This window comes from Anaerozeibacter quisquiliarum (genome assembly GCF_051162045.1).
Classification (GTDB): domain Bacteria; phylum Bacillota; class Clostridia; order Christensenellales; family Aristaeellaceae; genus Anaerozeibacter; species Anaerozeibacter quisquiliarum.
On the sequence record NZ_JBISDI010000025.1, the window covers coordinates 19,319 to 37,314 of the forward strand.

Consider the following 17,996-nt stretch of genomic DNA (forward strand, 5'->3'; position numbering starts at 1 on the left):
GACATGCCCCGGGCGGAAGACTTATAGGCAACCGTTTCGCGGCGGTTGGTAGAGACATCCGACCATATCTCGGATCTATATAAGTCGAAGCATTATGAAATTGTACGGCCAACAGGTTCAGGCGGATCTATGGCCGCGGCCCGGCCGACCCGAACCGCTTCGTCGCCTGCCGCCCGGGAGGGCCCGCAGGCCCGGCAGGCAGGCGGCCCAACCCCCAACTCGCGCGCATACGGCCGCAGCCGTATGCGCGGGAACGGCGTTAGCCGTTCTCCGGTTCCAGAAGCCCGTAATTGCCGTCCCGGCGCTTGTACACCACGCACGCGCCGCCGTTCTCCTCGTTCAGGAACAGGAAGAAGCTGTGCCCGAGCAGATCCATTTGCGCGATGGCGTCGTCCACGCTCATCGGCTTCATGGCGAAGCGCTTGGTGCGTACGAGCGACGCCTCGTCGGGCATCTCGAACCCGGGTTCCTCGGTCTCGTAGACGCCCGCGCGCAGCCGCTTTTCGAGCTTGGTGCGGTGCCGCCTGATTTGGCGGATCACGATGTCGATCGCGCGGTCGATCGAGGTATACATGTCGGAACTGGTCTCCTCGGCGCGCAGGATGATCCCGTCGAACGCGATCGTGATCTCCACGGTGTTTCGGTTGCCGCGCTGCTGCGACAGGCGCACCTGCACCTCCTCCGATTCGCCCAGGTAGCGGTCGAGTTTGCCGACCTTTTTTTCAATGCGCTCGCGCAGCGCGTCGGTGATTTCCACGTCTTTTCCGCTTGTAATGATGCGCATATCGTTGTCCTCCTATTGTCTCGTTACCAGGGACGCCTGAAAAAGTGCCATCGGCATCGCCCTCTTTCCCACGATTTTCAAGAACGCGTAATAATTATATTCGCGGCCGGAATGGTTTTTCCTGCCGCGAAAGATGTTTATTTCTTAACAATTAGAAAGTCGTGTACAGGGTTCCTGGTAAGCGCTGATTAAAGGCTAGATCGGCGCTTACCTAGAACCAATACCCCATCACCGAGAACGCCGCCGCCGTGATCGCCGATCCGGCGAGCAGGATGGTGAGTACCAGCGCGATCAGCCGCACAAAGGTGCGCTTTTCGGATGAATGTGCGTTCTTCTTCGACATACGCCGCCTCCTTCTATGAAACCAGTCCAATCCGATCGAGCGGCCACAGCCTGAGCCGAGCGATGGCGTTGAGGTCGCGCTCAGCAAGCGGGCCGATGTCCCGGCTGTCGAGCGAGTTGCGCCGATTGTCGCCCATCACGAAGTATTCATCCCCGCCGAGCGCGATCGGTCCGTAGTCGTAATTCATCGAATGGGTGACGTAGGGCTCGGGCAGTTGCTCGCCGCCTATGTAGGTAACGCCGCCCCTGACCTCGAGCACCTCGCCCGGCAGGCCGATTACCCGCTTGATGCAGTAGTGGTCCTCGCCCGGATAGGTGCACACCACGATATCGCCGCGCGCGGGGCCGCTCAGCCGCAAATCGACGATCGTCGAGGCGATGCGGTCGCCGTCGTGCAGGGTTTCCAGCATCGAGGGGCCCTCGACCCGGATCATCGTGAACAGCAGCGTGCGGATCAGAAATACCGCAACCAGCGCCACCGCGATCGACACCGCCCACTCGAAGATCTCACGCTTCACGTTCAACGGCTTCTTTTCTTTTTTCATCCGACCAACCCCATGTCGCTTAGCGGCCACACGCGCAATTGCGCCTTGGCCGATATGGCGTCGCGCTTGAGCGGGCCGACCGAGGGGTCGCGGCTGTCGCGCGACACCGCGCGGTTGTCGCCCATGACGAAGTATTCGTCTTCGCCCAGCGTCACCGGCGGGAAGAACTCGCCATCCTTCGGATGCTCGACATAGGGCTCGTCGAGCGGCACGCCGTTGAGCAGCGTCTGGCCATCGACCACCGCGACCGTGTCGCCCGGCATGCCGATCACCCGCTTGATGACCAGATGCTTACCGCCCGGATAGGTGCAGATCACGATCTCGCCGCGCTTGGGGCCGTTCAGCTTGAGGTCGATGATCGTGGAGGCGATGCGGTCGCCATCGTGCAGCGTTTCCATCATGGAATTGCCGTCTACCCGGATCATCGTGAAGATAAAGGTGCGGATCAACAGCACCGCGATCAGCGCCACCGACAGCGCCTTGACCCACTCGATGATCTCCTTCTTGACGTTTACCGGCTTCTTTTGTCCCGCCGGCGCCTCCGGTTGAACCTCCGGCCCACCGTTGGGCATGATGTTGGGTTCCATGTCGGTCACGACCCTTCTACAGTCTAGTGGTCTGGCAACTAAAGAGTCCTCACGTGGTTGAACGGCCAGATCACCCAGCGCACTCTGCCCACGATGTCCTGCTCGCTGACCAGGCCCACTTCCTCGCCCCGGCTGTCCGAGATTTCCGATCGGTTGTCGCCGCACACGTAGTATTTGCCGTGCGGCAGGGTCTTGGCCGGGAATTGCTCGTAGTTGGCCAGCGAGATGTAGTGCTCGATCAAGGGACTCCCGTCCACCAGCGTCTCGCCGCCCTTGAACTCCACGGTCTGGCCCGGCACACCGATCACCCGCCTGAGGATCACGCCCTGCCTCCCGCGGACGCGCACGGCCACCACGTCGCCCGCCCCCGGCTGTTGGCGGTCTAGCTTTGAGACCAGCGCAAGATCGCCGTTCATCAGCGTCTCGTGCATGGCGTCGCCCGAGACGCGCACGATGTCGAAGACGTACTCACGCAGCAGGTAGCCGCCCGCAAACGCCAGCGCCACCGCCAGCACCAAGCCCGCGAGCACTGAAATAAAGCTCCCGCCCCGCCGCTTGGGCCTGCGCGGCTTCGCCGGCCGCACCGGCCGTACCGGCCGCAAGCCGGCTCTTTGCGGTCGGCCGGACGACGGCCGAGGGACCGTCGGCCGGGCGTTGCCCGGTCGCGGCGCGCCGCTTGGTCGGACGCCGGGCCGGGACGTGCCGCGCGCGGGCGTTTCTCCCGCCGCCGCGCTTCGCCGCTGCGGCGCGGACGTACGCCTCACCTCGCGTTCATCCTCATAGTTCCTCATGCTGGTCCTCTTCCTTCCGGTCGGGTGCCCGGCTGATGATCTTCTTGAGCCGCTTTTCAAACACCGCGCGATCGAGCATCACCACGCGCGCGCAGCCCGAGCATCTGATCTTGATGTCCGCGCCCACGCGGGTCACCGTCCAGGTGCTGCTTCCGCAGGGGTGGGGCTTCTTCATCTGCACGACGTCCAACAGCCGGATGTCCATTACGCCCCCGCCGCCGCCATGCCCGCCTCGATGGCCTGCCGGTTCGTCGGCATGAACCGCTCCTTCGAGGGGCCCAGCTTGTGCCTGAGCGTATCCATCAGCTGGTCCACGCTGAAATCGCCGGTCAGCCCGGCATACGCGCCCAGCATGACCATGTTGGAGGCGCGCAGAGAGCCCACCTGGTTCGCGATCTCGCTGCAGGGTATCGCCACCGCGCGGATGTCGCTTCTCGAAGGCTTGATGTCGATCAGCGAGCTGTTGTACAGCAGCGCGCCGCCCGGAACGAGGCTCTTTTCGAACAGCTCCATCGCGGGCCGATTCATGGCGATTACCACGTCGGCTTCCTCGACCTTGGGCGAGCCCACCGGCTCGTCCGAGATCACCACCGCGCAGTTGGCCGCGCCGCCGCGCATCTCCGGGCCGTAGGAGGGCATCCAGGAGACCTGCTTGCCGCCCATCATCCCGGCGTAGGCGATCAGCTGGCCTATGAGCAGCACGCCCTGGCCGCCGAAGCCGGCGACGATCAGGCGCTTCTCCTCAGAGGGATTTGCCTGGCCCATTTCAACCGACCTCCTTTTTGACGCCCAACGGGTACTGCGGGATCATATTTTCTTTCAGCCAATTGATGGCTTCCTTGGGCGTCAATCCCCAATTGGTGGGGCAGGTGGACAGCACCTCGATCAAGGTGAAGCCCTTGCCCGCGATCTGGTACTCGAACGCCTTCTTGATGGCCTTCTTGGCGGCGAGCACGTGCTTGACGTCGTGCACCGACACCCGCTCGATCAGCGCCGGGCCGTCGAGTGTCGAGAGCATTTCGCTCACGCGGATCGGGTAGCCGCACCGAAGCGGATCGCGGCCCAGCGGCGACGTGGTCGATTTCTGACCGATCAGCGTGGTCGGGGCCATCTGGCCGCCGGTCATGCCGTAGATGGCGTTGTTGACGAAGATCACCGTGATGTTTTCACCGCGAGCGGCGGCGTGCACCGCCTCGGCCGCGCCGATCGAGGCCAGGTCGCCGTCTCCCTGATAGGTGAACACCACCTTTGAGGGATCGACACGCTTTACGCCGGTCGCCACCGCCGGCGCGCGCCCGTGCGCCGCCTCTAACATGTCGCAGTTGAAGTAGTTGTACGCGAACACCGCGCAGCCGACCGGCGCGACGCCGATCGCCTTATCGCCCACGTTCAGCTCGTCGAGCGCCTCGGCCACCAACCGGTGGATGATGCCGTGGGTGCAGCCGGGGCAGTAATGGGTCTTTTCATCCGTGAGCATCTTCGTCTTCTGAAATACGACGGCCATTACAATCCCTCCCCGATGCGCTTGACTTGCGAAATGATCTCCCGGACACCCGGTATGATGCCGCCCGTGCGCCCGAAGAAGAACACCGGACACGCGCCGTTTGCCGCCAGCTTCACATCCTCGACCATCTGGCCCAGCGACATCTCGACCGACAGCAGCGCCTTGAGCGAACGCGCTTTTTCGCCGATGTAGGCGCTCGGGAACGGCCACAGCGTGATCGGGCGGATCAGTCCGGCCTTGATGCCTTCTGAGCGCAGCTTCCTGACCGCGGTCAGCGCGATGCGCGCGGTGGTGCCGTAGGCCACAAGCGCGATCTCGGCATCGTCCATGAACTGGGTATCGTACCTGAGCTCGTTCTGCGCAAGCGCTTCCATCTTCTGCTTGAGCTTGAGGTTGTGCTGCTCGAGCACGTCGGGCTGGATGTAGAGCGAGTTAATCACCGCGCGCGGCCGATCCGCGCCCGGATGCCAGCCGGTCGCGGCCCAGGTCTTGGGCGGCAGCTCCGGTTTTTTGTATTCGGGCATGGTGACCGGCTCCATCATCTGGCCGATCACGCCGTCGCCCAGCAACATGACCGGCGCGCGGTAGCGGTCGGCCACGTCAAACGAGCGCTGCGTCAGCTCGACCGCTTCCTGCACCGTGTTGGGGGCGAACACGCACATGTTGTAGTCGCCGTGCCCGCCGCCGCGCGTCGCCTGGAAGTAATCGGACTGCGCCGGCTGGATCGAGCCCAGGCCCGGGCCGCCGCGCACGATGTTGACGATCACGCAGGGCAGTTCCGCGCCCACGATGTAGCTGATTCCCTCCTGCTTGAGCGAGATGCCCGGGCTCGACGACGAGGTCATCACCCGCGCGCCCGCGCCCGCCGCGCCATAGACCATGTTGATCGCCGAGACCTCGCTCTCGGCCTGCAAAAACGCGCCGCCTACCTCGGGCAGGCGCTTGGACATGTACTCGGGAATCTCATTTTGAGGGGTGATCGGGTAGCCGAAGAAGTAGCGGCAGCCCGCCTGCACCGCGGCCTCCGCGATGGCTTCGTTGCCCTTCATCATCTGCCTCATATGTGCCACTCCTTCCATGCTACTTTTCTACCGTGATCGCGCAATCGGGGCACATGCGGCCGCAGAAAGCGCAGCCGATGCAGTCCTCGGGCCGCGCCCATTCGGCGGGGTGGTACCCCTTCTTGTTGAGCTTGCCGGACATTTGAATAGCCTTTTTCGGACAGTTATCCGCGCACAGGCCGCAGCCCTTGCAGATTTCCTCGTCAATCGTAACCTTGGGCATCGTTCTTTGCACCTCGCTCCCGATGAGTATAGGCTCAATGGTATCACATTATAGCGGCTTTTTGCGTTAAGTTCAACCGCGATACACGCTATTTTCCTACGCAAAAATTGGCGAAAACAGAGTCGATCACCGCTTCGGACGCGTTTTTGCCCGTGATCGCCAGCAGTTGATCGAGCGCGCTCATCAGGTCGACCGCGGCGAGATCGAGCGGCAACCCCGAGTCGATCGCCCCGATCGCGCGCTCGATCGCCGCGATCGCTCCCTTCGCGCAATCGATGTGGCGCTCTACCGTCAGCTGGTCCTCGGCCGCGGCCGCGCGAGCGGCTTCCCGCGCGATCAACGCGCGCAGCGCGGGAACCCCCTCCGACGTGCGCGCCGAGACGCGCAGCGTTTTGAGATCAGCAAGCCTCGCCCCGTCGATGCGCTCATCCAAGTCGCACTTGTTGACCACGGCGACGCAGCGTCCGTCCGCGCCTTCGATCAGCCGGTCGTCCTCGGGGGTCAACGGCTCCGAACCGTCAAGCACCAGCAGCACGAGGTCGGCATCCCGCTGCGCGCCCCGCGCGCGCTCGACGCCCATGCGCTCAATCGGATCGTCCGCGTCGCGCTGACCCGCGGTGTCGATCAGCGTGACCCGGCATCCCTCGACCGACAGCGCCTCGCTGAGCAGGTCGCGCGTGGTGCCCGCGTACTCGGTCACAATCGCGCGGTCGCTGCCCAGGAGCGCGTTGAGCAGCGACGACTTGCCGGTGTTGGGGCGGCCGGCAAGCACGACGTTCAGCCCCTCGCGCAGGATGCGCGCGTTCCTCGGATCGGACAGGGCGATGAGCTGCTCGCGCACGCGCCGCGCGCGCTCGAGCACGGCCACAGCCGCAGCCTGCTCCTCGACCTCCTCAGGGAAGTCGTCGCCCGCCCCGATCAACGCAAGCTGGTCGATCAGCTCGCCCGCCAGCTTGCGCATCGTGGCCGATACGCCGCCGTCCAGCTGCCGGCAGGCCGCGCGCGCCGCCGCCTCACTGCCCGACGCGACCAGCGCCATCACCGCCTCGGCCTGGCTTAGGTCGATCCGACCGCCCAAAAACGCGCGCTGTGTGAACTCGCCGGGCTTTGCCGCGCGCGCGCCCAACTCGAGCACGCGACCGAGCACCCGCCGCGCCTGCACCGTTCCGCCGTGGCACTGGATCTCGGCCACGTCCTCGCGCGTGTAGGTACAGGGCGCGGGCAGGAACACCGCCATGGCTTCGTCGATCGGCGCTCCATCCCGGCCGATCACCCGGCCATAGCACAGCCGTCCCGGCTCCATCCCTTCGCCCGACGCCCGGACGAAGCAGCCGGACAGGATGTCCCGCGCCTTCTCCCCGCTTACGCGGATGACGGCGATACCGCCCTCGCCCGGCGGCGTGGCGACGGCGGCGATGGTACCGTCCATCATGCGTTGACCCGCACGGGCAGCATCAGGTAAGCGAACGCGTCGCCCTCGACCGGGCAGACCAGGCATGGACTGACCGGGGAATTGAACCGCATGTAGGCCTCGCCCTCGGGCAATACGCGCAGGATGTCCGACACGTACACCACGTTGAACGCGATCGACAGCCCCTCGCCCTCGACCTCGACTTCGAGCTCCTCGTAGGCGTCGCCGCTCTCGGAGTTGGAGGTGATGATCATGCGCCCGTCCTCGATCTGCATCTTGATGAGGTTGTTGCGCCCCTCGCGCGCGATCAGCGAGGCGCGATCGACGCACATCGCAAATTGGTCGCGGTCGATCTTGACGCGCGTCTTCCATTCGGACGGCAGGATATGGCGATAGTTGATGTACTCGCCCTCGATCAAGGTGGAGTACAGTTGGGTTTCATCCAGCTCGACCATCATCTGCGTGCCGCCGATTTTGACATGGGCCATCTTTTCGTCCTCGGAGCCCAGTATCTTGGCGATCTCGGCCACGGCCTTGCCGGGGATGATGGCCGAAAGCTCGGGCGCGTCGCCCGATAAACGCGCGAGGCGCAGCGCGAGACGGAACCCGTCGAGCGCGATCATGCGCGCCTCGCCGTGTGCGATTTCGAGCAGGCAACCGTTGAGCACCTTGCGCGGGTCGTCGACGGCAATCGCAAACGCGGTCTCCTGCATCATGTCGCGGAGCAGGGTTTGCGGCAGCTCGAATGAGTTTTCGGCGCTGACGAGCGGGAGTGAGGGGAAAAGGTCTCCGCTCTGGCCGGCGAGGGTCATGCGCGCGCCGAGACATCTCATGGAGGAGACAAAGGTTTCGCCCACGGTGACGGTCATGAGCGCCTGGGGCATCTTGCGCACGACATCCAAGAAGAGCTTGCCGGGAAGTACGACGGCTCCTTCCTCGGAGATTTCGGCTTCTACGGTGGTGACGATGCTGATGGCGCCGTCGGAGCAGGTGAGTTCGAGGCCGCGGTCCAAGGATTTGACGAGCACGCCCTCGAGGATCGGTTGCGTGGTACGCGACGAGAGCGCGCGGACGGCGACGCTGAGGCCCGAGAGCAGGGCAGAGGTATGGCAGGAAAATTTCATCGATGATCCCTCCCGAAGTCAGAGTTTTGGCCGTAGAAAGAATAAATAGTCGTCATAGTAATAGGGATGGGGATAATGTGGATAAGGTCGTTTAGGGTAGGCGGTGGCAGGGTTTTTGGGGAGGCGGGAACCGGGACAAGCGGTGGACGACGCCGGGATAAGCGATCATTTTCTCCACAATTTATGCCCATTACGGCTCCTCCCCGCGCGAGCGGTCATAGGGATTCCAAAGGGGCAAAGTCCATTTGGCGGGGTCCAGGGGCGCAGCCCTTGGCGTAACCCCGTTCCCCTGACCGGCTTTATGGAGCAGGGACGGACTCGTTCTAAATTTCGCAGGCTCCGCCTTCGGCGTCGCCCGCGAAATTCAAAACATCGGGAACGCCGCGCCGCCTTCTCACGGTACCGGCTTCACGGTCCTGGCGTTTGAGGACGGATGAGGCGGCGCAGGGGACGGGGAACGGGGGAACGTTGGGGCGCTGCCCCAAGCCCCGCCAAAGGGCTTTGCCCTCTGGACTCCCATCACGCTCACGCGGGGAAGAGATCCGCTTTTCTCCCTTTTTTCCCATCTTCCCTATACATTAAACCGGAACAGCGTTACGTCGCCGTCCTTCATCACATATTCCTTGCCCTCCGAGCGCACCAGGCCCTTTTCCTTACACGCGGCCATGCTCCCCTCCCTTACCAAATCCTCATATGCCACGATCTCCGCCCGGATAAACCCCTGCTCGAAATCGCTATGGATCTTGCCCGCCGCCTGCGGCGCCTTCGTTCCTTGCTCGATCGTCCACGCGCGTACTTCCTTGGGCCCCGCAGTCAAATAACTGATAAGCCCCAACAGCCGATAGCACACCTGCACCAGCCGGTCCAGCCCCGACGCGCCGATGCCCATCTCCTCCAAAAACAGCTGCTTCTCCTCGATCGGCAGCTGAGCGATCTCCTCCTCCACCTTCGCCGATATCACCAGCACCTGGCTGCCTTCGTCCCGCGCGATCCCCTTCACCACTTGTACCATCCGCAGCGCGTCCTCATCCGTCCCCAGATCGCCCTCCGCAATGTTGGCGGCGTAGATCACCGGCTTGGTCGTCAGCAGGAACCACCCGCGCGCGACTTCTTTGCCTGTATCGCTTAAGCGGCAGGTACGCGCCGGCTTGCCCTGATTCAAATGCTCGGTCAGCGCTTCGGCCGCGTTCAGCTCGTCCTGGTGCCGCTTTTCGCCGTTCCTGACCAGGTGCGCGGCCTTGTCGCGGCGCTTGGCGATCGTCTCCAGGTCCGACAGGATCAGCTCCATCTGAATGGTTTCGATGTCGCGCGCGGGATCGACCGAGCCCTCGACGTGGATCACATTGTCGTCTTCAAAGCAGCGCACCACGTGCACAATCGCGTCCACCTCGCGGATGTGGCTCAGAAACTTGTTGCCCAGGCCCTCGCCGCGGCTCGCACCCTTGACCAGCCCCGCGATGTCCACAAACTCAAGCACCGCCGGCGTGTATTTCTCGGGCTTGTACATCTCGGCAAGCACGTCGAGCCGCGCGTCGGGCACCGGCACCACGCCGGTGTTGGGCTCGATCGTGCAGAAAGGGTAATTCGCCGCCTGCGCGCCCGCGCAGGTGATCGCGTTGAATAACGTGCTCTTGCCGACGTTGGGGAGGCCCACCACGCCCAATTTCATCTCAAAATCCCTCCGGATGCTTCACTCGGCATCCATTATACATTACCGCGTTAGAAATATCAATCTTCCCTGCTTTCCCCACTCCATCCACCGCCCATCAACACGATATCTTTGAGGGTCGATACCCCAAAAAACCTTGTGCTTCTCAGGAATCACTATATAAATAGGAAATAATCCCATAAACAGCCGATATACAAATCTATATGGTCGTTTCACGCCTCACCATTCCACCCCCATTCTCCCCGAAACATTTTTTGCGACAAGTCCCGAAAAATCCGTGCCGAGCGCTTGATTGACCTCCAAATTTTTGATATGATAGGCACGAACTTATCCCCACTCGCCCGAAAGTTTTCCACGTGCTGTGGATTTTTTGTGGATAAGTCTTTTTCATGAAATGATATTGGGGGATACCAATGATACATCAAGATCGATGGGCCGAGGTATTGAGGAGGCTGGAAAATAACAAAAGCATCACCTATCCCGCTTTTAATACCTGGATCCGTACGCTCATCGTGATGATGGCGGAAGACGGAAAGATGGTGCTGGGCACCAAGGATATGACCGGCATGAATGTGCTGCGCCAGCGCTATAGCTCGATGATCTCGGGCGCGGTGCGCGAGGTGTTCGGGCAGGAGTACGAGGTGTTCATCGTGAACGCCAACGATCCCGCGCCGCTCAATCTGTCGGCGCTGGGCGCGGAGGGCATGGATCGAACAGACTTGCTCAACCCCAAGTATACCTTCGACACGTTTGTGGTGGGCGAGTCGAATCGGTTTGCGCACGCGGCGTCGTTGGCGGTGGCGGAGATCCCGAACGACGCGTATAACCCGCTGTTCCTGTACGGCGGCGTGGGACTGGGCAAGACCCACCTGATGCACGCGATCGGGCACCACATGCGCGCGGAGAATCCGTCGGTGAAGCTGCTCTACATCACGAGCGAGCGGTTCACCAACGACGTCATCGAGGCGATCCAGAATAAGACCACGACGGAGCTGCGCGACAGGCTGCGCAATGTGGACGTGCTGATGGTGGACGACATCCAGTTCATCGCGGGCAAAACCTCGACGCAGGAGGAGTTCTTCCACACGTTCAACCACCTGCACACGGGCGGCAAGCAGATCGTGATCTCGTCGGACCGTCCGCCGAAAGACATCCCGACGCTGGAGGAGCGGCTGCGGTCTCGGTTCGAGTGGGGGCTGATCGCCGACATCCAGAAGCCGGACTATGAGACGCGCGTGGCGATACTCCGGAAGAAGGCGGCGACCGAGCACTATGACATCCCGGACGAGGTGCTGAGCTTCATTGCGGAGAAGGTAGAATCGAACATCCGGGAGCTCGAGGGCTCGCTGACGCGGGTGAATGCGGAGGCGACGGTCAAGCGCCAGAGCGTGACGCTGGAACTGGCGCAGCAATCGCTGTCGAACCTGGTCGGGGTGAGGGACGCGAAGCGGATTACGCCGGACCTCATCATGCAGGTGGTGGCGGACTATTACCGGCTGGACCGGGCAGAGCTGACCTCGGCGAAGCGGCATCGGGAGATCGCGCTGCCACGGCAGGTGGCGATGTATTTGTGCAGAGAAATGACGAGCCTGTCGACGACGCGGATCGGCGACGCGTTCGGCGGGCGCGACCACACGACGGTCATGCACGGCTGCAACAAGATCGCGAACGAGTCGCGCGTCGCGCCGCAGCTGTCCAAGGCGCTGGACGACCTGAGGAGCGCCATACGCGATAAGTAGAGCGAGGGGAAGGGTTTCTTCCCCTCATGAGCATGACAAAAATCCAGAGGGCTTTGTCCTCTGGATTTTCGTCACGCTCACGTGGGGAACCTCCCCCTATCTTTTACGCCCTGCCCTTCACAAATTTCTCGATCCGCTTCATCGCCTCGATCAGCTTGTCGGTCGCCGCCGCATACGATATCCTGATATGCCCCTCGCCCAGCTCGCCGAACGCGTCGCCGGGCACGCAGGCCACTTTCTGCTGCTTGAGCAGCTCCGTGCAGAATTCCTGCGCATTCATCCCCGTTCGCTTCACCGACGGGAACGCATAGAACGCCCCGCCCGGCTCAAAGCAATCCAGCCCCGCGTTATTCAGCAAACCGACCACCAACCGCCGTCGCCGGTCATACGCGCGCACCATGTGCATTACGTCGGTAAAGTCGTTCTTCATCCCGATGGAAATCGCCTCCAGCGCCGCGTACTGCCCAGCCGTCGGCGCGCACAGCATCGTGTATTGGTGGATCTTGCACATCACCGCGAGCAGTTCCCTAGGCCCTGCGGCATAGCCCATGCGCCAGCCCGTCATCGCGAACGCCTTCGAAAAGCCGTTCAGCGTGATCGTGCGCTCCCACATGCCGGGCAGGCTGGCGAAACTCACGTGCCGCTCGCCGCCGTAGGTCAGCTCCGCGTAGATTTCATCGGCGATTACGATGATGTTTGTGCCCTTGAGCACGTCGGCGATCGCCTGCATGTGCTCCCTGCGCATCACGCCGCCGGTCGGGTTATTCGGATACGGGAAGATCAGCGCCTTCGTCTTTTCTGTAATCGCCGCCTTGAGCGCTTCGGGCGTCATGCGGAAATTGTCCGAAGCTACGGTCGGGATGGTCACGCACGTTCCGCCCGAGAACACGATGCCCGGCTTATACGACACATAGGTTGGGTCGGGCACCAGCACCTCATCGCCCGGCTCGATCAGCGCGCGCAGCGCCAGGTCGATGCCCTCCGACGCGCCCACGGTGACCAATATCTCCTTGGCCGGGTCGTACTCGACGCCGAAGCGCAGCTGGCCGTACTTGGAAATCGCGCGCCTGAGCTCGATCAGGCCCCAGTTGCTGGTGTAGTGGGTCTTGCCTTGGCGCAGCGAGTAGATCGCGGCGTCGTTGTAGCTCCAGGGCGTGTTGAAGTCGGGTTCACCCACGCCCAGCGAGATCGCGTCCTTCATCTCGCTCACGATGTCGAAGAACTTGCGGATGCCGGACGGCGGCACGTCGCTTATGCGGCGGCACAAAATCTGATCGTAATTCACGGGCTCACCGCCAATCGATCGTCGGGACCGTCGCCCTCGAGCACGACGCCGTTATCCTTGTAGCGCTTGAGCACAAAGTGGGTGGCCGTCGACAGCACGTGCTCGAGCGTCGACAACTTCTCGGATACGAACTGGGCCAGCTGCTTGAGCGTGCTGCCGCGCACCAGCACCATCAGGTCGTACGCGCCCGACATCAGGTAGACCGAGGACACCTCCTCGAAGCGGTAAATGCGCTCGGCGATCGCGTCGAAGCCCTCGCCGCGCTGCGGCGACACCCTGACCTCGATCAGCGCCTCCACCTGGTCGCGGTTAACCGCGTCCCAGTTAATCATCGCGGGGTAGCGCACGATGATCTTCTGCGCCTCCATACGGGCGATGGCTTCGGCCACTTCACTCGCCGCCGCGCCCGTCATCAGCGCGATCCGCTCGATCGGCGTACGCGCGTCCTCGGACAATACCTCCAGGATGTTTAGTTCAAACTCGTTGACCAATCCCTCGCCCCCTCAAAAGATGATTATCGAATTCCTGCAAGCACGTCCCAGATGCGCTGTAGGTCATCGGCCGAATAATAATGGAGCACCAGCTTGCCCTTTTGCAGGTCGCCATCCAGCTGCGCCTTGGTACCGAACGCCTCGCGCGCGAGGCGCTCCAGCTCGCGCACCTCGCGCGGCACGGCGGCTTTTGGAACAGGCGCTTCATCTGCGCCTGCGCGCGCCTGCTGGCATATCTTTTCGAGTTGGCGTACCGACCAGCCCTGCGCCATACACAGGTTGGCCAGCCGCACCTGCTCGTTTTTGTCCTCGATCGCGACAAGCGCGCGCGCGTGCCCGGCCGAGAGCTGCTTGCCCTCGACCAGCATAAGCACCCGGCCGTCGAGCGTCAGCAGCCTGAGCAGGTTCGCCAGCGCGCTGCGGCTCTTACCCAGCCGCTCGGCCGCGGCCTCCTGCGTGTAACCGCACTGCTCCATCAGTTGCCTGACGCCCTGCGCCTCCTCAATCGGATTCAGGTCGTCGCGCTGCAGGTTCTCGATCAGCGCTACCTCGAGCCGCTTGACCTCGTCCCAGTCGCGCACGATCGCGGGTATCTCGGAAAGCCCCGCCATACGCGCCGCGCGCCAGCGCCGCTCACCCGCGATCAGCTGGTAGCGCCCGTTAAGCTCCCGCACGATCACCGGTTGGATCACGCCCACGCTGGCGATCGACGCGGCCAGCTCGCCGAGCGCGTCCTCGTCGAACCGCCGGCGCGGCTGCGTGCGGTTGGGGTCGATGTCGGCGATGCGAAGCTGAAGCACCGCGTCGCCCGGCTGCATGGGCTCGGCGGCCATCGGTGCGGCTTCGCTTGCCTGCGCGCCGCCGAGCAGCGCGTCCAACCCCCGCCCCAGAGCGTGTTTCACCGCCTTGGCCATATCATTTCATTCCTCGCTACAATACTTATCATGATTGGGGCTGCAGCACCAGGGGGCGGCCCATCCCCGTTTCCCTTCTTGGGGGAATGGATCGCCGCTACCAGTCGTCACCCTCGTTGCGGTCGATGACCTCCGCGGCCAACTCGCGGTAAGCCGTCGTGCCCGGGCAGCGCGCGTCGTACAGGTGAATCGGCAATCCGTGACTGGGCGCTTCGCCCAGGCGCACATTGCGCGGCACGATCGTGGAGAACACACGGTCGCGGAAGTGCTTCTTGACCTCGTCCACGACCTGGAGCCCCAAATTGGTGCGCCCGTCCAGCATCGTCAGCAGCACGCCCTCGACCATAAGCTCCGGGTTCAGCCGCTTGCGCACCAAGTTCAGCGTGTTCATCAGCTGGCCCACGCCCTCGAGCGCGTAGTACTCGCATTGGATGGGCACCAGCACGCTGTCGGCGGCGGTCAGCGCGTTGAGCGTTAAAAGCCCCAGCGACGGCGGACAGTCGATCAGCAGGTAGTCGTAATCGGATCTTATGGATTCGAGCGCGCGCTTTAGCATCGCCTCGCGGCCCGGCATCGAGACCAGCTCGATTTCCGCGCCCGCCATCTCGATCGAGGCCGGCAGCAGGAACAGGCCGGGCGTCGCGGTGGCAACGATCGCTTCACGCGCTTCGAGGCCCTCGATCAGCACCTGGTAGAGCGTCTTGCCGGGATCGCCGGGCCGCCCCAGGCCGCTCGAGGCGTTGCCCTGGGGATCTGCGTCTACGAGCAGCACCCGCTTGCCCGCCTCGGCCAGGCAGGCGCTCAGGTTGACGGTGGTGGTGGTCTTGCCGACGCCCCCCTTTTGATTGGTCACCGCGACGATTTTCGACACCGACAGGCCCTCCGCTCAACGATTTGCATTTCATTATATAAGATTTGTGTGTAAAGTACAACCGAGGGCGCAAAGATTTTCAGCTTCTTTCTGGGGCAGGCGTTGCGATGACCGCCGGGGCCTGCTATAATGGGCGAGATGATTACCAAGGGGGAGATGTCGACATGCAAGGTCTGTTCCAAGAACTGTTCTCGGGCATCCTCTACATGGTCAGCGGGCCCGGGCTCAAGACGCTGGTCATGTTCCTGATCGCCGGCACGCTGATCTACCTCGCGATCAAGAAGGACTACGAACCGGCGCTGTTGCTGCCAATCGGCTTCGGCGCGATTCTCGCCAACCTGCCGCCGGTGCTGGAGACCATGATGCCCTCGGTGCTGGGCACCGCGCACGAGCCGGGCTTTTTGACCGTGCTGTTCAACGCCGGCATTGCCAACGAGCTGTTCCCGATTTTGATCTTCATCGCGGTGGGTGCGATGTGCGATTTCTCCCCGCTGCTCAAGGACCCCTCGATGATCTTCTTCGGCGCGGCGGCGCAGTTCGGCATCTTCGCCACATTCCTCTTGTCGCTGGTCACGGTCGGCCCGGTGTTCGGCGTCTCCGACCAGTCGCTGATTATGAAGATATCGGCGGCGATCGGCATCATCGGCGCGGCCGACGGCCCGACCACGCTGTACGTGGCCAACTACTTCAAACTCACCGACTACATGGCGCCGATCTCGGTGGCGGCCTACAGCTACATGTCGCTGGTGCCGATCATCCAGCCGCCGGTCATTCGCGCGCTGACCACCAAGCAGGAGCGCCAGATTCGCATGGACTACCACGAGCAGCGCGTATCGCGTCTCACGCTGATCGTGTTCCCCATCCTGATTACCGTGGTCAGCGGCATCGTGGTACCGATGAGCGCGCCGCTGATCGGGGCGCTGATGTTCGGAAACCTCTTGCGCGAGTGCGGCGTGCTCAACAGCCTCAGCCAGACCGCGCAGAAGGAGTTGGGCAACCTGGTCACGATCCTGCTGGGCCTGACGATCGGTTCGACGATGTTGGCCGACAAGTTCCTGCGCCTGGACACGCTGCTGATTATGGGCATGGGCCTGCTGGCGTTCGTGTTCGATACCGCGGGCGGCGTGCTGTTCGCAAAGCTGCTCAACCTGTTCAGAAAGAACAAGATCAACCCGATGGTGGGCGCGGCCGGCATCTCGGCATTCCCGATGAGCGCGCGCGTGATCCAGAAGATGGCCAAGGAAGACGATCCGTACAATTTCGTGTTGATGCAGGCCATCAGCGCCAACGCCTCGGGTCAAATCGGCTCGATCGTGGCGGGCTCGATGCTGATTACGCTGGTCGCGATGATGGCGGGTTAGCGCTGCGGCACAGCCAAGGCTTAGAAATTCGCGCGAAACCCAAGGATTGGCTGTGTAGCGGCATTTAAAGGAGGAAGCGACGATGTATGAAGGTATGACGATCCTTTCAAAGGGCTTTATCGTGGCCGGGCTGGGCCTGTGCGGCACGTTTCTGGTGCTGATTTTGATCTTCCTGTTCGTCAAGCTGATGCAGAAGATGCCCGCGCCTAAGGGCGGGGAAGACGATTGACGGGTTGATTCGAAGGATAGACGGGGCCGCGGCGCTGATCGAGCGCCGCGGCCCCGTCATATATGGTGCGGAACCTGTTTCCCTCCAAGCGGAAAATGGGAAGGGCCAATCCCAGGGGGACAGGCATGGCGGGCCGATGTGGGCAATTGAACACAGAGGGCTTGCCCTCCAACCCCTTTTGCATACCCCCGGATCATTATACCATCGCCAAACGGGAAAAAATGGCCCCGAAGCTCTGCTTCAGGGCCATCCAAATCAGTCGGTGGCGTACGGCAAAAGTGCGATCGTCCGCGCGCGCTTGATGGCGATGGAGATCTGACGCTGATGCTTGGCGCACGCGCCGCTCATGCGGCGGGGTACGATCTTGCCGCGCTCGTTGGTGAAGCGGCGAAGACGCGCGGTGTCCTTGTAGTCGATGTGCTTGATTTTGTCCACGCAGAACATACAGACTTTCCGGCGCGGCTTGCGGCCGCGCGGACGCCGTGCGCCGCGATCGCCTCTATCCTCAGACATGTGTCCTTCCTCCTACTCGTGATGATTTCGGTAAGCGATGATTCGTTCGGGCGTCGACCGGGCGGGAAAACCCGTCAGGCGGCGTCAGAACCGATCGGCGCTTGCCGCCCTAGAACGGCAATTCGTCGTCATCCGCTTCGCCAAAGCTGGGAGCCGCCGCCTTGGGCGAGAAGCTCGCGGGTTCCGGGGGCGGCGGTACATTGTCCGCATAGCCGCCGGCACCGCCTTGGCTCTGGGCACCGATGAATTCCACCTCGTCCGCGACCACCTCGGTGACGTACCGCTTCGTGCCGTCCTGCGCATCATAGGAACGGGTCTGAATCGTGCCGACCACCGCGCACTTGCGGCCCTTGGTCAGGTAGCGGGCACACAGCTCCGCCTGCTGACGCCAGGTGATGATGGGAATGAAATCCGCCTCGCGTACACCCTGCTGGTTGGTAAAGCGCCGGTTGACCGCCAGCGTAAAGGTGGTCATCGGTATGCCCGAAGACGTGGTACGCGCCTCGGGATCGCGGGTGAGATTTCCGATTAGAATCGCTTTGTTCATGCTCA

General features: G+C 62.8%; 22 protein-coding genes and 1 riboswitch. Of the genes, 3 read left to right on the forward strand and 19 right to left on the reverse strand.

Annotated features, from left to right (window positions below; all coding sequences use genetic code 11):
* Window positions 1–4: 4 nt before the first annotated feature.
* Window positions 5–103: riboswitch (purine riboswitch) on the reverse strand.
* Window positions 104–259: 156 nt separating this feature from the next.
* From hpf to ychF, 13 genes are all read right to left on the reverse strand, one after another.
* Window positions 260–784 (reverse strand): ribosome hibernation-promoting factor, HPF/YfiA family, encoded by a 525-nt coding sequence (hpf, locus tag ACH6CV_RS11785; protein WP_456358400.1) that lies wholly within the window; start codon window positions 782–784, stop codon window positions 260–262.
* Window positions 785–995: 211 nt separating this feature from the next.
* A complete protein-coding gene (locus tag ACH6CV_RS11790; RefSeq protein ID WP_456358401.1) occupies window positions 996–1,127 on the reverse strand; it encodes a hypothetical protein in 132 nt (43 codons plus the stop codon).
* A 13-nt stretch (window positions 1,128–1,140) separates the two neighbouring features.
* Window positions 1,141–1,671 (reverse strand): signal peptidase I, encoded by a 531-nt coding sequence (gene lepB, locus ACH6CV_RS11795; RefSeq protein ID WP_456358402.1) that lies wholly within the window; start codon window positions 1,669–1,671, stop codon window positions 1,141–1,143.
* A complete protein-coding gene (lepB, locus tag ACH6CV_RS11800; protein WP_456358403.1) occupies window positions 1,668–2,258 on the reverse strand; it encodes a signal peptidase I in 591 nt (196 codons plus the stop codon). Before lepB (ACH6CV_RS11800) ends, lepB (ACH6CV_RS11795) begins: the two co-directional genes overlap by 4 nt.
* A gap of 38 nt (window positions 2,259–2,296) precedes the next feature.
* Complete coding sequence (gene lepB, locus ACH6CV_RS11805; protein WP_456358404.1) at window positions 2,297–2,788, reverse strand: signal peptidase I; 492 nt, start codon at window positions 2,786–2,788, stop codon at window positions 2,297–2,299.
* Between the two features lie 247 nt (window positions 2,789–3,035).
* Window positions 3,036–3,254, reverse strand: a complete 219-nt coding sequence (locus ACH6CV_RS11810; RefSeq protein WP_456358405.1) for a DUF951 domain-containing protein — start codon at window positions 3,252–3,254, stop codon at window positions 3,036–3,038.
* Window positions 3,254–3,814 carry a 2-oxoacid:acceptor oxidoreductase family protein gene (locus ACH6CV_RS11815; protein ID WP_456358406.1) on the reverse strand — a complete coding sequence of 187 codons (561 nt, stop codon included), beginning with the start codon at window positions 3,812–3,814 and terminating at the stop codon, window positions 3,254–3,256. Before ACH6CV_RS11815 ends, ACH6CV_RS11810 begins: the two co-directional genes overlap by 1 nt.
* A gap of 1 nt (window position 3,815) precedes the next feature.
* Window positions 3,816–4,553 (reverse strand): thiamine pyrophosphate-dependent enzyme, encoded by a 738-nt coding sequence (locus tag ACH6CV_RS11820; protein ID WP_456358407.1) that lies wholly within the window; start codon window positions 4,551–4,553, stop codon window positions 3,816–3,818.
* Window positions 4,553–5,614: a 3-methyl-2-oxobutanoate dehydrogenase subunit VorB gene (locus ACH6CV_RS11825; RefSeq protein WP_456358408.1), complete on the reverse strand. Its 1,062-nt coding sequence runs from the start codon at window positions 5,612–5,614 to the stop codon at window positions 4,553–4,555. The genes ACH6CV_RS11820 and ACH6CV_RS11825 overlap by 1 nt, the downstream gene beginning before the upstream one ends.
* A gap of 19 nt (window positions 5,615–5,633) precedes the next feature.
* Entirely contained in the window at window positions 5,634–5,837 is a 204-nt protein-coding gene (locus tag ACH6CV_RS11830) for a 4Fe-4S dicluster domain-containing protein (protein ID WP_456358409.1), read from the reverse strand.
* 88 nt (window positions 5,838–5,925) lie between these two features.
* Window positions 5,926–7,269, reverse strand: coding sequence for a tRNA uridine-5-carboxymethylaminomethyl(34) synthesis GTPase MnmE (gene mnmE / locus ACH6CV_RS11835; RefSeq protein WP_456358410.1), 1,344 nt, complete (start codon window positions 7,267–7,269; stop codon window positions 5,926–5,928).
* Window positions 7,266–8,372 (reverse strand): DNA polymerase III subunit beta, encoded by a 1,107-nt coding sequence (gene dnaN / locus ACH6CV_RS11840; protein WP_456358411.1) that lies wholly within the window; start codon window positions 8,370–8,372, stop codon window positions 7,266–7,268. Before dnaN ends, mnmE begins: the two co-directional genes overlap by 4 nt.
* Window positions 8,373–8,943: 571 nt before the next feature.
* Window positions 8,944–10,041, reverse strand: coding sequence for a redox-regulated ATPase YchF (gene ychF, locus ACH6CV_RS11845; RefSeq protein WP_456358412.1), 1,098 nt, complete (start codon window positions 10,039–10,041; stop codon window positions 8,944–8,946).
* Window positions 10,042–10,454: 413 nt separating this feature from the next.
* Here ychF and dnaA point away from each other — a divergent pair, with 413 nt between their 5' ends.
* Window positions 10,455–11,780 (forward strand): chromosomal replication initiator protein DnaA, encoded by a 1,326-nt coding sequence (gene dnaA, locus ACH6CV_RS11850; protein ID WP_456358413.1) that lies wholly within the window; start codon window positions 10,455–10,457, stop codon window positions 11,778–11,780.
* A gap of 103 nt (window positions 11,781–11,883) precedes the next feature.
* On the opposite strand, the gene ACH6CV_RS11855 is transcribed toward dnaA, so the two are convergent.
* The 4 genes from ACH6CV_RS11855 to ACH6CV_RS11870 form a co-directional block, all read right to left on the reverse strand.
* Window positions 11,884–13,065 (reverse strand): pyridoxal phosphate-dependent aminotransferase, encoded by a 1,182-nt coding sequence (locus tag ACH6CV_RS11855; protein ID WP_456358414.1) that lies wholly within the window; start codon window positions 13,063–13,065, stop codon window positions 11,884–11,886.
* On the reverse strand, window positions 13,062–13,556 hold the full coding sequence (locus ACH6CV_RS11860) for an Lrp/AsnC family transcriptional regulator (RefSeq protein WP_456358415.1): 495 nt from the start codon (window positions 13,554–13,556) through the stop codon (window positions 13,062–13,064). The genes ACH6CV_RS11855 and ACH6CV_RS11860 overlap by 4 nt, the downstream gene beginning before the upstream one ends.
* A gap of 23 nt (window positions 13,557–13,579) precedes the next feature.
* Entirely contained in the window at window positions 13,580–14,470 is an 891-nt protein-coding gene (locus tag ACH6CV_RS11865; protein WP_456358416.1) for a ParB/RepB/Spo0J family partition protein, read from the reverse strand.
* A 97-nt stretch (window positions 14,471–14,567) separates the two neighbouring features.
* On the reverse strand, window positions 14,568–15,341 hold the full coding sequence (locus ACH6CV_RS11870) for a ParA family protein (protein ID WP_456358417.1): 774 nt from the start codon (window positions 15,339–15,341) through the stop codon (window positions 14,568–14,570).
* 164 nt (window positions 15,342–15,505) lie between these two features.
* On the opposite strand from ACH6CV_RS11870, the gene ACH6CV_RS11875 reads away from it, so the two are divergent.
* Entirely contained in the window at window positions 15,506–16,702 is a 1,197-nt protein-coding gene (locus ACH6CV_RS11875) for a sodium ion-translocating decarboxylase subunit beta (protein WP_456358418.1), read from the forward strand.
* An 82-nt stretch (window positions 16,703–16,784) separates the two neighbouring features.
* Entirely contained in the window at window positions 16,785–16,931 is a 147-nt protein-coding gene (locus ACH6CV_RS11880) for an OadG family protein (protein ID WP_456358419.1), read from the forward strand.
* 255 nt (window positions 16,932–17,186) lie between these two features.
* On the opposite strand, the gene rpsR is transcribed toward ACH6CV_RS11880, so the two are convergent.
* Both rpsR and ACH6CV_RS11890 read right to left on the reverse strand, forming a co-directional pair.
* On the reverse strand, window positions 17,187–17,444 hold the full coding sequence (rpsR, locus tag ACH6CV_RS11885; protein WP_456358420.1) for a 30S ribosomal protein S18: 258 nt from the start codon (window positions 17,442–17,444) through the stop codon (window positions 17,187–17,189).
* Window positions 17,445–17,553: 109 nt separating this feature from the next.
* On the reverse strand, window positions 17,554–17,991 hold the full coding sequence (locus tag ACH6CV_RS11890; RefSeq protein WP_456358421.1) for a single-stranded DNA-binding protein: 438 nt from the start codon (window positions 17,989–17,991) through the stop codon (window positions 17,554–17,556).
* Between the last annotated feature and the right edge of the window lie 5 nt (window positions 17,992–17,996).